The 13,466-nt window shown below is 47.1% G+C and carries 12 protein-coding genes; 5 read left to right on the forward strand and 7 right to left on the reverse strand.

Annotated features, from left to right (window positions below):
• Nucleotides 1-84: 84 nt before the first annotated feature.
• Nucleotides 85-1,257 (reverse strand): M20 metallopeptidase family protein, encoded by a 1,173-nt coding sequence (locus tag ACQSGY_RS00925; protein ID WP_426333082.1) that lies wholly within the window; start codon nucleotides 1,255-1,257, stop codon nucleotides 85-87.
• A 209-nt stretch (nucleotides 1,258-1,466) separates the two neighbouring features.
• Here ACQSGY_RS00925 and ACQSGY_RS00930 point away from each other — a divergent pair, with 209 nt between their 5' ends.
• The gene (locus tag ACQSGY_RS00930) at nucleotides 1,467-1,814 is read left to right on the forward strand and encodes a YugN family protein (protein WP_090923657.1); all 348 of its coding nucleotides are present in this window, start codon (nucleotides 1,467-1,469) and stop codon (nucleotides 1,812-1,814) included.
• A gap of 11 nt (nucleotides 1,815-1,825) precedes the next feature.
• Nucleotides 1,826-3,112, forward strand: coding sequence for a putative lipid II flippase FtsW (gene ftsW, locus ACQSGY_RS00935; protein ID WP_427050324.1), 1,287 nt, complete (start codon nucleotides 1,826-1,828; stop codon nucleotides 3,110-3,112).
• Nucleotides 3,113-3,180: 68 nt separating this feature from the next.
• Here ftsW and ACQSGY_RS00940 read toward each other — a convergent pair whose 3' ends face one another.
• On the reverse strand, nucleotides 3,181-3,543 hold the full coding sequence (locus ACQSGY_RS00940) for an Asp23/Gls24 family envelope stress response protein (RefSeq protein ID WP_105410238.1): 363 nt from the start codon (nucleotides 3,541-3,543) through the stop codon (nucleotides 3,181-3,183).
• A 184-nt stretch (nucleotides 3,544-3,727) separates the two neighbouring features.
• On the opposite strand from ACQSGY_RS00940, the gene cax reads away from it, so the two are divergent.
• A complete protein-coding gene (gene cax, locus ACQSGY_RS00945) occupies nucleotides 3,728-4,798 on the forward strand; it encodes a calcium/proton exchanger (protein ID WP_145404005.1) in 1,071 nt (356 codons plus the stop codon).
• Between the two features lie 189 nt (nucleotides 4,799-4,987).
• Here cax and ACQSGY_RS00950 read toward each other — a convergent pair whose 3' ends face one another.
• The 5 genes from ACQSGY_RS00950 to ACQSGY_RS00970 all read right to left on the reverse strand — a co-directional run bounded on the left by ACQSGY_RS00950 (nucleotide 4,988) and on the right by ACQSGY_RS00970 (nucleotide 10,030).
• Nucleotides 4,988-5,281, reverse strand: a complete 294-nt coding sequence (locus ACQSGY_RS00950) for a YlaN family protein (RefSeq protein ID WP_111271074.1) — start codon at nucleotides 5,279-5,281, stop codon at nucleotides 4,988-4,990.
• Nucleotides 5,282-5,511: 230 nt separating this feature from the next.
• Nucleotides 5,512-5,757: an HPr family phosphocarrier protein gene (locus tag ACQSGY_RS00955; protein WP_090923662.1), complete on the reverse strand. Its 246-nt coding sequence runs from the start codon at nucleotides 5,755-5,757 to the stop codon at nucleotides 5,512-5,514.
• A 95-nt stretch (nucleotides 5,758-5,852) separates the two neighbouring features.
• Nucleotides 5,853-6,968 carry an aminopeptidase gene (locus tag ACQSGY_RS00960; protein WP_145404006.1) on the reverse strand — a complete coding sequence of 372 codons (1,116 nt, stop codon included), beginning with the start codon at nucleotides 6,966-6,968 and terminating at the stop codon, nucleotides 5,853-5,855.
• Nucleotides 6,969-7,078: 110 nt separating this feature from the next.
• The gene (locus ACQSGY_RS00965) at nucleotides 7,079-7,936 is read right to left on the reverse strand and encodes a hypothetical protein (protein WP_427050325.1); all 858 of its coding nucleotides are present in this window, start codon (nucleotides 7,934-7,936) and stop codon (nucleotides 7,079-7,081) included.
• Nucleotides 7,937-8,038: 102 nt separating this feature from the next.
• A complete protein-coding gene (locus ACQSGY_RS00970; RefSeq protein ID WP_111271077.1) occupies nucleotides 8,039-10,030 on the reverse strand; it encodes a sensor domain-containing diguanylate cyclase in 1,992 nt (663 codons plus the stop codon).
• A 463-nt stretch (nucleotides 10,031-10,493) separates the two neighbouring features.
• On the opposite strand from ACQSGY_RS00970, the gene rpsD reads away from it, so the two are divergent.
• Together rpsD and ACQSGY_RS00980 are read left to right on the forward strand one after the other, a co-directional pair.
• Complete coding sequence (gene rpsD, locus ACQSGY_RS00975) at nucleotides 10,494-11,093, forward strand: 30S ribosomal protein S4 (RefSeq protein WP_111271078.1); 600 nt, start codon at nucleotides 10,494-10,496, stop codon at nucleotides 11,091-11,093.
• Nucleotides 11,094-11,278: 185 nt separating this feature from the next.
• Nucleotides 11,279-13,384, forward strand: a complete 2,106-nt coding sequence (locus tag ACQSGY_RS00980) for a methyl-accepting chemotaxis protein (RefSeq protein WP_427050326.1) — start codon at nucleotides 11,279-11,281, stop codon at nucleotides 13,382-13,384.
• The last annotated feature ends 82 nt before the right edge of the window (nucleotides 13,385-13,466 follow it).

The following is a 13,466-nucleotide window of genomic DNA, read 5'->3' on the forward strand; positions in this document are numbered from 1 at the left end:
CTGCTAATCTGTCTCTGTTTCTCCAAAACCCAAAAAAGCACCCTGTCCATACCTCGGTATGATCAGGATGCCCAACTATAAGGTTTAAAATTCGGCTGCGTACCCCTTCACCATGGACACAAACAGCTTAACACCTGTCTGCATGGCGTCCTCGTCAAAATCAAACATCGGGTGATGATGTGGATACACTGCATTTTTCTCCGGATTGCCTGCACCGACAAACATGAAGCACCCCGGAACTTTTTGCAAATAATATGCAAAGTCTTCTGCCGGCATCAGCATAGGAGAGTTCTGAACCCGATCCGCACCAAATGTCGCTTCAGCCTCGCGGAAGAACCGCGCTGTCTCTCGCTCATCATTAACAACAGGAGGGTAGCCCATAATGTATTTCACCTGGGTTTCTGCACCATAAGCAGCCCCAGTCTGCGCTACCATCGCAAGCACACGTTCCTTCATTGCGTTTCGGGTCTCTTCATCAAAGGTCCGCACCGTACCGCTTAATTTGCACTGTTCGGCAATAACATTCTGCGCCGAGCCCGCTTGCATCGTACCAATCGTCAGCACAGCCGGGCGTAACGGATCAACCGAGCGGCTGACTACCGTCTGCAGCTGCATGACAAGGGCAGAGCCAGCGACTACACTATCTACTGTAGCTTGAGGCATCCCGCCGTGACCGCCTTTACCTTTGATATCAATATAAAAATCATCGGCCGCCGCCATCATTGGTCCTGCTGTGCTTGCAACCACACCTACAGGAATTGGCGTCCACAGGTGGATTCCGTAGATAACGTCTACCCCTTCCAGCGCTCCGTCTGCGATAACTTGAACAGCACCGCCTGGAAGCAGTTCCTCAGCCGGCTGGAACAGAAAGCGGATTTCTCCCTGCACCTCCTGCCTGTGACGGCTGAAATATAACGCCGTTCCAAGCAGCATTGAAATATGACCATCATGACCACAGGCATGCATAGCCCCAGCCTGCTGAGAAGCATATGCTACATTTTTCTCGTCCTGAATAGGCAGTGCATCCATATCCGCCCGCAGCATCACAACAGGCCCTGGCCTGTCTCCACGCAGTACACCAATCACTCCATGACCGCCTACATGTCGTTTAACCTCAATACCAAAGCTCTCCAGCATATCTGCCACAAAAGAGGATGTTTTCTCCTCATGAAAGGAAACCTCAGGATTGCGATGAAGGTGACGCCGCCATTCCACCATGTGGATCTGCAGATCTTCCCACCATATATTCGTTGTCATGTAACCCCATCCTTTCGATCATTAACGGCACTTTTCACAGTAGCTAACCTTCCTCTTCAAACCTGTTGCAGTATATTGTAGCAGAATTGCATGAAATCCGATACGAAAGGCCTTTGGAAAGCTTGCACGGGAAGGTGAAACATACTATCATAAACTAGAGTAACATACGAGAAATATACTCGGAAGCTTATGAGGAGGATCAAACGCTTATGATTTTTGAGAACACAGGCTTGGATGGCTTGAAAAGCGACTTGGCATACCTGGATGAGAGCGCCGAGAAAGTCGGATTTGTCCGGTGGCAGTGGGAATATTACCGTGCTACATATGACTACAAAATCGAAGACGAACAAACTAACTCAGAATACTTTGTACGCATTAATACGCGCGCGGTAGAAGGCAAGCTTGAGAAACCGGATACGGTTCTGGCCGTTGAAGCCGTTTATCTTGGCAAAGCCACTTTTCCGCATGGACTTGATTACGACTCTTCCGTTCCGCAGCCAGTCGTGAAGCTGGCGACCCAAAAATTACAGCAGCTCAAAGAACTGCTCGAAGCTTAGGCGGGCCTGCTATGAAACAACAAAAGGCCCAGACGAGAACGAAGAGAGGCACGCCGGATTTTCAACTGCTAATCCTCACTTTATTGTTGGTGGGCTTTGGACTGGTGATGGTATTCAGCTCCAGTTCCAGCATTGCAATTGCAAGCAAAAGTTTTAACAACGATGCCCTTTACTTCACGAAAAAACAACTTATGTGGGCGATTATCGGTCTGTTTGGCATGTTTTTTGCCATGAACATCCGCTTTAACAAGTACAAAAAGCTGTATGCTCCCTTTTTCCTGTTCACCACGGCGCTGCTGCTGCTCGTACTGATTACAGGAAAAGTGCTGAACGGTGCAAAAAGCTGGATTCATCTGTTCGGATTCAGTCTACAGCCTGCAGAATTTGCAAAAATCGCTATCATTCTTTATTTGGCTGCATTGATCACCAAAAAAGGGGAACGTTTCCGAGATTTCAAAACCGGTTATTTCCCCGTCTTAATTATCGTTGGCTTTATCGCAGGTTTGATCATGCTGCAGCCTGACTTCGGTACCTGCTTCATCCTGGTGTCCACCTGCGGTCTTGTTATTTATGCCGGTGGGGCCAGCATGAAACACATTATGGGCTCCATTCTGCTCGTAGTGCTTGGTGGAGGTCTTGCCTTTGGTGCAAATGCCCTGTTCTCCTCCATGTCTCCAAGCGCTCCCGCACTGGATGCCGCAACAACAGTAACAGCCGAACAGAACTACAAAATCGGCCGGATTCAGGCTTTCCTCAATCCATTGTCCGATATTAACGGTGGAAGCCTTAACCTCTACCGCTCTCTTGTAGCTATTGGTGACGGCGGCGTTACAGGCTCGGGACTTGGACAAGGCACCATGAAGCTGCATTATTTGCCTAATGCCTATAATGACTTTATTTTCTCTGTAATCGGAGAGGAGCTCGGCTTTATTGGAAGTACCCTGTTCCTGCTGGTATATTTGTATTTTATCTGGCGGGGAATCATTGTCTCGCTGCGGTGTCCAGATCCGTTTGGTACACTGGTGGGTATAGGCATTATGGGTCTGATCGCGATCCAGGCCTTCATCAATATCGGAGGCGTCACTCAAACGATCCCTGTAACGGGGGTTACACTGCCGTTTATCAGTTATGGGGGAACGTCACTCTTCGTCATGATGGTCGCGATGGGAATTGTGCTGAGCATCTCACGCACGAACAACCTTGAAGCCATCAAAGAAGAAAAAACCAAATCCGTGACGGTTCAAACGCGTACATCTCCTGCACTTCGTTCCCGGGACTCTATTCGCCGGGTTCGATAAGGCTGGAAAAGCATAAAAAAAGACTTTGCATCAGTTGATGCAGAGTCTTTTTTTATAGGGTCATCTTTTTACAGGTCGTCGCCTCGGAAAGATACACCTTCGACCTTTACGTTGACTTCAACGACACGTAATCCGGTCATCGTCTCTACCGCTTCTCTCACATTCTGTTGAAGCATACGTGAAACTTCATGAATCGGGGTTTCGTACAGGACGATGATGCGCAGATCAATGGCTGCTTCCAGCTGGCCGACCTCAACGCTCACGCCCTTCTGCACGTTTTTACCACTGAGACGCTTCGCCCAGCCCTCTGACAAACCTCCAGACATTGCGGCGATTCCAGGCGTTTCCATTGCAGCCATTCCAGCAATTTTCGCAACCACGTCATCGGCAATCCGGATGTTTCCGCTCTCCAATTGAAGTTGTTCTGCCATGCCACATCCTCCTTCACTTCGTTACTCGTATTTTAAATCGTTTCCACCCCAAAAAGCAAATTTAACTGAAAAAGATGCGTTTACAACCTGCCACCATTTGGTTATATTGAAATATGAAATTAATCGCATAAGTACATCGTGTCATTTTCCAAACAAAATAAAGTACATAACCGAGGTGTTTTTTGTGAGAAACCGGATTTCATCCTATTTGCTGATTGCATTTTTTGTACTCAGCGCCATCGCCCACTACATGAAATGGGATTCGATTCTGCAGTTCATTTTATCTGCCATTTCGGTTATTTTTGTCGCCGGCTTTTTAGGCAAGGCTACCGAAAATGTTGCCCATTATGCCGGACAGCGGCTGGGTGGATTTTTAAATGCTACGTTTGGCAACGCGGCTGAGCTGATCATCGCCATTTTCCTTGTCAAAGAGGGCCTGTTCGACATGGTCAAGGCCAGTCTGACCGGATCAATCATCGGGAACCTGCTGCTTGTGCTTGGACTCAGTATTTTCGCCGGAGGTCTGAAGTTTAAAATTCAGAACTACAACGTATCCCTTGCGGGGCTAAACGGCTCCTTGATGATTGTTGCCATTATCGCCCTGTTTGTTCCGGCTGTCTTCCTGAACACACATTCCATCACTCAACGGGATACAAATACACTCAGTCTCATCGTTGCGGGATTGCTCATTGCTGCTTACATCGCCTGGCTGCTGTTTTCCATGGTTACGCATAAAAGCTATCTTGCAGATGTAACTGACGATAATGATGAGGAACTGCCTCATGAGCATGCACCGGAGTGGTCGAAGAAAAAATCCATCCTGTATCTCGTCATCGCAACGGTGATGGTTGCTTTTGTCAGTGAATGGCTGGTCGGCACGCTGGAAGTATTCACTTCCGAGTTTGGCCTGAGCGAGCTGTTCGTCGGTGCATTCCTCGTGGCAATTATCGGGAATGCAGCTGAACATAGCGCCGCTATCATGCTTGCGATGAAAAATAAAATCGGGGCAGCGGTGGAAATTGCCGTAGGCAGCAGCTTGCAGATCGCCCTGTTTGTCGCCCCTGTGCTCATCTTTGTCAGTTACTTTACCGGGCGTACAATGGACATCGTGTTTACCACCATTGAGCTGGTTGCGATCGGTGTGTCTGTGTTCATAGCCAAGTCGATCACACAGGACGGCTCCACCAACTGGTACGAAGGCTTGCTGCTGCTGGTCGTTTATATCATTCTGGGGGTCTCCTTCTTCCTTGTATAATCGAGCAGCCCTGCTTCCATATGCTTGCTCATATGAAACAACATGAGCTGGCACAACTCAAAAAGGCGTCTATGGGAAACTCGTTGCCCGTAGATGCCTTTTTGAGTTCACATTGTTGTCATCCCACATACAAAAAAAGCATGCAGCGAACATGTGCATGCCTTCTATACTGACCCGCCCCGACGCAGGCTATTGCTCATTCTTTTTGTTCAGTGCTTCATATAAAATTGCCAGATTCCGTTCAAGCGCGCTAACCATCTGCTTCCCTGTACCTTCCGGAAGGAGCCCTGCACGAACAGCAAAATCCACTTCCTTGGAGAACCCATACATCTGTGTATCCAATACTTCCTCATAGAGAGGGCAGTAGCGGGTAGCCAGATTCTCCATCTGTACTTCGATAAGCTTCTGTATTTTATCTGCATCTTCTTGAAGAAGACTGATTGCTTTCAGGTTCAGCTGGTCCTGCAGATCAGATGAAGTCATGCATCATTTCCCCCCTATGTCCCAAAAATCGCGTAAAGACGTTCTATACCTAATATTAGACGAAATGAAGAGCTAATACAAGAACCTGACCAAAATAAGCACACAAGCTATAAGTACCTCGCGACCATTCTGTGCTCTGCACTCTTTGCACGTTGCGGAACTCTCCCCACAATGTTTTTTCTTTATTAAAAAACACCCCTGCCCTAAAGCAGAGGTGTTCTTAAACGTTGTTATTCAGAAGCGATGTTTACATTCAGACCATGCTTGGCGAATACTTCGGACATTGCCGCCTTCGCCTCATCAGCATCCGGGCCATGAACGTGCAGCTCATAGCTGTGTGTGCTGATCAGTGTTGTAAACAAACCCAAAATACTTTTTACATCGATATACTTGTTCTCTGAATGAAGCACGATTGAAGAAGTAAACTTGCCTGCTGTTTGAGCAATTTCTACTACAGCCGCATTATTACTCGACATAGGAATCCCTCCGTCTTTTCACTTTAGTATCATCTATTAATTACCACTACATGATACCGTGAATCCGCTTTCCTAGCAACTGCAAAATGCAGCTCCTATTTCAACTGGTCCGGATTCAAACATTCCAGCTCAGGGATGACGAAAATGCCATCTTTACGAATCAGCACATCATCAAAATAAATCTCCCCACCGCCGTAGTCCGGGCGCTGAATTAATACGAGATCCCAGTGAATGGATGAACGGTTTCCGTTATCTGTTTCTTCATATGCCTGACCAGGCGTAAAGTGCAGGCTACCTGCAATTTTTTCATCAAACAAAATATCCTTCATCGGGTGCAAAATGTGCGGGTTGAATCCAATAGCGAACTCACCGATATGGCGCGCGCCTTCATCCGAATCCAGAATTTCATTCAGACGTTTCGTATCATTGCTGGATGCCTCAACAATTTTACCATCCTTGAACGTAAATTTAATATTCTCGAACGTAATCCCGTTATACAGCGTTGGGGTATTATAACTGATCGTACCGTTCACGGAATCGCGAACAGGCGCGCTGTACACCTCGCCATCCGGGATATTTTTTTGCCCGGAGCATTTCTCTGCACCAATGTCTTTGATCGAGAAGCTCAGATCTGTTCCCGGTCCTGTAATCCGCACTTTGTCCGTGCGTTTCATGAGACTCGCAAGTGAATCCTGTGCTTTATCCATTTTCGCATAATCCAGGTTGCATACGTCAAAGTAAAAGTCTTCAAATGCTTCTGTACTTGTATTGGCGAGTTGTGCCATGCTTGCGTTCGGATAACGAAGCACCACCCATTTCGTATGTTTGACACGCTGCTCGCTATGTACCGGATGAGAGTATAGAGCATTGTACAGCTTCATCTTTTCTTCCGGTACATCGGACAGATCGTTTACATTCTCTCCGGCACGAATACCGATGTAACACTGCATTTGTTTCATACGGTTCAGATCAATCTCTGCCCACGTTTTCATCATCTCTTCTGTAGCATGTTTGAGCATCGCACGTTGAACCGTTCGATCCGTCAATTGCACGAAAACGTTACCGCCTTTTTTGCCCACTTCCTCAATAATGGCATTCATCAGATCACGCTCTGATCCAATCATCTCAACCAATACATTTTCACCGGGCTGTACATCAACAGAATAACCGACCAGGTTTGCTGCAAGCTTCTGAATTCTAGGGTCCTTCATATGATAAATCCTCCTGTCATCTGCCATTCAATGAATTGAACAACGGTAAATTACGTTACTATTGTAGCACGCACCAGGCATCCCGTCAGCAGGCAGTCACAGGTTTTAATTTATTGATATGATTTGAAATTGACATCGGTGACCAGGGCCTCCACATTATTTCGGTTGCTGTTATCTTTATACTTCATCTGACTTTCCGAAGAAAGGCGCATGGGCAAGCTTGTTTTACGATCAACTGTAAGGTGGTACACCGTATGAACCTCCGCCTTCTCGAACATCTTCTGCATGGAAGTCTCTCCCTGCTGCCACACCTTCTGCAGCTCCTCCTCCAGCTTTCCCTGATTTGCACCTTTTACCTGAGTCGCCTTATGCATATACTCTGTCCGAATCGCATCCATCTCGTCGGTCAGCTGACTTGCTGCCCAGGCTTTGGCGTCCTCTGGCGCAAGTTCAATGCGTAATATACGCGTTTGGCGCCCCGATCCATATTCGGATTGAATTGTTTTTTTCATCATATCAATCTGCTCCAGTTGGGCAATAGGATTAAAACGGGATAGTGATCCGCGCAATGGCTCATGCTCCGCTGCCAAGGCAGTCCATTGTCCTCTTTTCCGCTCATACGAAGCACTGAAGCCGCCTGGTTGTCCGTTATGGTTAACTGCATTCATGGAGATGCCTGAACCTGCTGCAGCTACTGAGCCAGGCAAGCGGGTCTGCAGCATCAGCCGATCATGCTCCTCCAGCTTTCCTTGGAATTTGAACTGATTTTCAAACATTGCACTGTTTTCTCGTCGTAGTCCTGCTTCCCCTTCAAACGTCATCGTCTCCTTCCCCGCTATGCCTGATAAGGCCAAAGCAAAGATCTCTTCCGGTGTCCGATCCCGCTGGAGTATGCCACAACCCGGAACGACTGCCAGCATAACACACAAGGTTAACAACAAAGTCCGCATCGACTGACGGCTCAGCATATGCAATCCACCTTTCGGTCATTTTCTCCATAGATTGCCCCCACCGTATACACTTATACTTACAAAAAAAAGAGAGCCGACTCCGCAACGGGAATAGCTCTCTTAACGTGTGGCTTCCTGCTCTTCGATAACAATTCGATTTCGTCCCCCGTTCTTCGCACTGTACAGTGCCATATCTGCACGGTAAAACAGGGACTCCACACTTACTCTCTCGTCCATCCAATTCCATTCCGCAATACCACTCGACACCGTCACAGACGGCCGGGTCTCAGCCTCCACTCGTGTACGAATCAGCTCAGCATAAGCCAGCGCCTGATGAATTCCGATCTGCGGCATGTAGATGGCCAGCTCCTCCCCACCCCACCTTGCACATATATCCTCAGGCCGAACCGAACTGGTGACAATGTCACTCACTTGCTTCAATACCTGATCTCCGGTTTGATGACCGAAGGTATCATTCACCTGTTTGAACTGGTCAATATCAACGACAACCAATGAACCGCAGTAATCATGAGCCTGACGCTCGTGAATGATGTTATCCAGATAGTGTCTTACGTACAGTCCTGTTAACATATCCAGATTAGCCAGACGTCGTACTTCTGCATGCAAGGTGGCATTCGTTATTGCAAGGCCAAGATGAATGGATAACATCTGAAGCAGGCGATAGTTGTCATATGAGAAAAAATGCTCCCGTTCATGGGCCAGCAGAATTGCGCTCTTCACCTGACCATCTACCCGGATTGGAGCTGCAATCAAAGACATGGCGCCAGTAAGCTCCATAAAGCTGGAGGTAACTTTGTCAAATTGCGTATAATCGGATATGATTAACGGCTCCTCCGTCTGATACATATAACCAGCAATGCCGGAGTCCACCGGATACGTTTTATGACTGATTTCTTTAACATTGGTGGACATGACCTCAAATCGGTTCGTACTGTCATTCAAGCGCAAAATGCAGCAAAAATCAGCTTGAAACGTATGCTTGAGCTCTTGCCCGGAAAATTGATAAATCTCCATCAATTGCAAACTTTTGTTGAGACGTTGTGTGAGATCATTGATTACACGAAGTTCCTGGATGAGCATGTGGGACTGTTCATGCAACTTAGCATTCTCAAAAGCAGTCCCGGCCGTATCCGCCATCATTGCAATGAGCTGCAGATCGGAATCCTCTATCAATTCCTCGTTCATCTCGATATGAAAAACACCATAGATGCCTTGTTTGCCTTTCAGCGGCAAGCCCACTTCAATGATACGCCTCTCCATTCCTTCAGATCGGGATACGATTAGCTTGCCCTCCATAAAGGATCGCACGCAAATGTCCTCTCCGCGCTCCTGTACAAGCAAAGGCTTGATTCTTGGATTAAAATTCCTTTGATCCTGAGACATATACAACATAATGTTCGCTGAAGGATAGAGATAATCCATACTTACAAAAACCTCGTCTAGTATAGCCCCGACATCCATCTTGTCGTGCATCCGCTGTACAATCTGAAAAAGAATAGATCTCCGGTGCTCCTCGCGTGCTGTTTGTTCGTGTGCATGCAGCAAATCCGTCATAAATATGTATTCGAATCTTCGGTAAAAGCAAGTACGATAGTGCAATGCCTCAGATCGAACCACAGCTTCTGAAGTTTCGGATAAGCTGGTTTCAAAAACAAGAGCAATGAACACGGCAAACAAATCTCTATTTGATCTCGAAAATAACGGCTCGGCAATAAGCAGATAGTCTCCTTGTATGCTGGTCCCGCTTCGGGACAGCGTACTTTTTTTCTCTGCACATTCCAAAGCCAGCAAACGTACATTGATGGCTGGGTCGAACTCCTGACCGGGGTCCTGCCCGACGCACTCACCTTCTGTGTTCCATACACTGTATACAGTAAAAGCCCTGTCCAGCGGGGAATGCAGCTGGCTTGTCCAATCCTTGTACGCTTGCCCCAACAAACTGCTTAAATATGAAAAATCAAAAGGGGTAATGTCCATTTTTTGCATCCACAACGCGTGATCATCATGAGATGGCGACACATTAAACGATGTGGAATCGCCCGCACTTCCCGAGTTCAGGCTGGCAGGTATACTTCTTAGATGTTCCAACATGTCAGGCGCTCCTTTGCACCGTTTTTGCATCCGGGTGGATGCATTAATCTGCATTTAACTATCGCAAATCTGCAAAACAATCGCAAAACCTTGGTACACAAGATTGTTTAAAGTTAAGATACCATCTATTTTACTCTGTTTAAAGCTTTTTTGCATCCATATTTCAGAAAATTGTCCCATTATTTTAGGCCCAATGACCTATCGACAAATTTAGACTATTTTCTGACTTTATCTATTGCTTGACTTTGACGCTTACAGAAGGTAAAATAAATTGTTGATGAAGACTACTTCGGTGTCTTTAAATTTGGGCGTTACCGGTTGTGTCACCCTCATTCTTTTTGTTGCTTTCAGGACAGCGGCTGAACTTTCCTGATTGTTCTATGCGAGGCCAAGCCCGCATCAACAAATTGGAGCGCAAACAGAGCCCTATATGAACTTTAACTAAAAAGGAGCTACTTTAAACATGGCACGTTACACTGGTCCTAAATTTAAATTGAGCCGTCGCCTCGGCATTTCCCTGAGCGGAACAGGCAAAGAATTGAAACGCCCTTTCCCTCCAGGTCAGCACGGAGCTAACCAACGCAGAAAAATGAGCAACTACGGTATGCAGTTGCAAGAAAAACAAAAATTGCGCCACATGTACGGTTTGGGTGAAAAACAATTCCGCACATTGTTCTCCAAAGCGCAAAAAATGCAAGGTATTGCCGGTGAGAACTTCATGTTCTTGCTTGAGTGCCGCCTTGACAACCTCGTTTACCGTCTTGGCTTTGCTAACTCCCGCGCTGGAGCGCGTCAATTGGTAGCACACGGTCACGTAACTGTAAACGGCAAAAAAGTCGATATCGCTTCTTACCAAGTAAGCCCTGGCGATGTAATCGGCTTGCGTGAAAGAAGCCGCGGTTTGTCTTCCGTTAAGGAAGCTTTGGAAAACCGTACGCATCTTCCAGCATACGTTGAATACAACGAAGCAGCTGTAGAAGGTAAATTCATCCGCTTGCCTGAGCGTGCTGAATTGTCCCAAGACATCGATGAAAAACAAATCGTCGAGTTCTACAACCGTTAATCGTTGCACCACAACACAAAGACAACTGCTTGAGAACTTCTCGGCAGTTGTTTTTTTGTGTCTTTTTTTGTTTTTTCATAGCGTATCTTCATTATTAACCTTTACATAACGATATTATCATTAAACATAAATACAGATTGATCTTTAGAGAACAGTTCATAAAGACATCATGGGGGGGGCTGCATATGCAATTTTTGAGAAATATTAAACTGGGGGTAAAGCTTGGTGTGCTGCTTGGGGTGGTACTCCTCTGTTCGATCGGTGCGTTAATCGCTTTTAACACCAAAGCCATCTATGACAAAAGCCTGCAATACGGCGAGTCTGTTGCGGCACAATCGGCAAATACAGCAGTAAATGATTTTATGGGCGATATCAATCAGTTAAGAAGCTCCTTGGACAGCCTGGGTACAACCATCGTTGATGCCGCAAAAAACGGATCGATGAGCCGTGAAGATATCGTTCGTATTTTGGAGGAGCATCTGAAGAAGGATGACAAGGTGTTCGGGATCTATACCGGCTTTGAGCCAAATGCCTTTGACGGCAAAGACGCCGAGCATGTCAACAAAAGCAAGTATGATGATGCGACCGGACGATTTATTCCTTATATCGTGAGAGATGGTAACTCGTTACATTACGAGCCGCTGACCACCTACGAAGGAACAGGTGACACAAGTAAATATTATCAGCAGCCCAAGGCCACCAAAGCATTGTACTGGACTGAACCTACAACCTACAAGGTAGCCGGCAAAGAAATCTCTCTCGTCTCCATTGTTCTCCCGCTCCTGGACGAGAATAATACATTCCTGGGCATCATCGGAGTTGATTTTACAATTGAACGCTTCCAGCAAAATATCTCAGCCCTTAACCCTGACCAAGGATATGCGATGTTGATTACAAGCGAGGGACGCATTGCCGCCCACGGCTCCAGGCCCGAGCTTGTCAAGGAAAACGCTCAGGTCACCGCGGATACTCAAGCCGTTATTCAGCGTATTACAGCAGGCGAGTCTGGATTCTACAGTTCAATCGACAATGCCAAGCCAGATTTGTTTATCGCTGAGCCGGCGAAAATGCCTGGACTTGAATCAAGCTGGTTTCTGGTATCTGCCTTGCCCAAAGATGTCATTCTGAAGCCGTTCTACGAAAGCCTGAAGTGGTCTGTCATTATCGCTATATTCGCAGTGCTTCTGCTTGCTGGCGTTGTGACGTATACCATCCTCTCCATTGTGAAGCAATTAAACCGTGTAAATGTGGTTGCCGGACAACTGGCAGGTGGAGATCTGACGCAAAAATTACCTGTAAGATCGAAGGATGAATTCGGAGTTATGGCTGTTCATATGAATGACATGATGACTACGCTACGTCATACGATCTCCGTTATTTCCGAGCATGCCTTATCTGTAGGTTCAACTTCGCAGCAACTGACAGCCGGTGCGGAAGATACAAGCAAAGCTGCAGAGCAGATGGCACTCACCGGACTCGAGGTATCCAAAAAGGCTGAGAAGCAGGTCGAAGAGCTGCAGCATTCCTCCCGCTCGATGAATGAAATATCCACAGGGATCGGAAAGATAGCAGATGCGGCTGCCGAGGTAAGCCAGGCCTCCAAGTCGGTCACAGAACGGACTTCTTCTGGTACTGACAAGATGAAGGCAGCTATGGATATGGTTGAACGTGCGAATTCTTCTGTCCAGTCCTCTATGACCGCGCTGGAGCATTTCCAGCAGCGCTCGGAGGAAATTGGACGAATTACAGGTATGATTACGGAAGTCAGTCGTCAAACCAATCTGCTTGCACTTAATGCTTCTATAGAAGCTTCGCGTGCGGGTGAACACGGACGCGGATTCGGCGTAGTCGCTGCCGAGATTCGCAAGCTTGCTGAGCAGTCCAATCAATCGGCCTCCGACATTGCAGCGTTGATTCAATCGGTGCAGCATGAGGTTCGAGCTATTGTGGACAATATGGAAACGGGAAGTGCTGAAGTAACTCACATCGCAGAGGTAATGAACGAGAGCGGTGAGCTTTTCTTATCCATCTCCTCCCAGATTGCAGACGTGAACGAGCAGATTGAGCAAGTTTCCACCATCGCCAAGCAGATGTCAGACGAATCGCAGCAAGTCGACTCCTCTCTAGAACAACTTAAAGTGATCGGTCATGAAACGGCTGACCATGCCAATCAGGTGGCTTCCGCTTCCGAGAAGCAGCTGGCATCTATGGAGGAAATCACTGCCGCCTCCGCTGCTCTGGCACATCTCACTCAGGAGCTGCTGGAACTCATCCAGCGTTTCAGAACGTAATGACAGTTTAATGTAATATTTTTCTGAAACAAATGGGAACTTGTATCTCTTCAAAGCTGTCCTGCTCTCATGCAGTGACAGC

Source organism: Paenibacillus sp. TC-CSREp1 (genome assembly GCF_050171015.1).
GTDB classification, from domain to species: Bacteria; Bacillota; Bacilli; order Paenibacillales; family Paenibacillaceae; genus Paenibacillus; species Paenibacillus silvae.

Bases quoted from the DNA above. Each gene is read 5' to 3' on its own strand.
- ACQSGY_RS00925 (WP_426333082.1), bottom strand. From the start codon at position 1,257: ATGACAACGAATATATGGTGGGAAGATCTGCAGATCCACATGGTGGAA.
- ACQSGY_RS00930 (WP_090923657.1), top strand. From the start codon at position 1,467: ATGATTTTTGAGAACACAGGCTTGGATGGCTTGAAAAGCGACTTGGCA.
- ftsW (WP_427050324.1), top strand. From the start codon at position 1,826: ATGAAACAACAAAAGGCCCAGACGAGAACGAAGAGAGGCACGCCGGAT.
- ACQSGY_RS00940 (WP_105410238.1), bottom strand. From the start codon at position 3,543: ATGGCAGAACAACTTCAATTGGAGAGCGGAAACATCCGGATTGCCGAT.
- ACQSGY_RS00950 (WP_111271074.1), bottom strand. From the start codon at position 5,281: ATGACTTCATCTGATCTGCAGGACCAGCTGAACCTGAAAGCAATCAGT.
- ACQSGY_RS00955 (WP_090923662.1), bottom strand. From the start codon at position 5,757: ATGTCGAGTAATAATGCGGCTGTAGTAGAAATTGCTCAAACAGCAGGC.
- ACQSGY_RS00960 (WP_145404006.1), bottom strand. From the start codon at position 6,968: ATGAAGGACCCTAGAATTCAGAAGCTTGCAGCAAACCTGGTCGGTTAT.
- ACQSGY_RS00965 (WP_427050325.1), bottom strand. From the start codon at position 7,936: ATGCTGAGCCGTCAGTCGATGCGGACTTTGTTGTTAACCTTGTGTGTT.
- ACQSGY_RS00970 (WP_111271077.1), bottom strand. From the start codon at position 10,030: ATGTTGGAACATCTAAGAAGTATACCTGCCAGCCTGAACTCGGGAAGT.
- rpsD (WP_111271078.1), top strand. From the start codon at position 10,494: ATGGCACGTTACACTGGTCCTAAATTTAAATTGAGCCGTCGCCTCGGC.
- ACQSGY_RS00980 (WP_427050326.1), top strand. From the start codon at position 11,279: ATGCAATTTTTGAGAAATATTAAACTGGGGGTAAAGCTTGGTGTGCTG.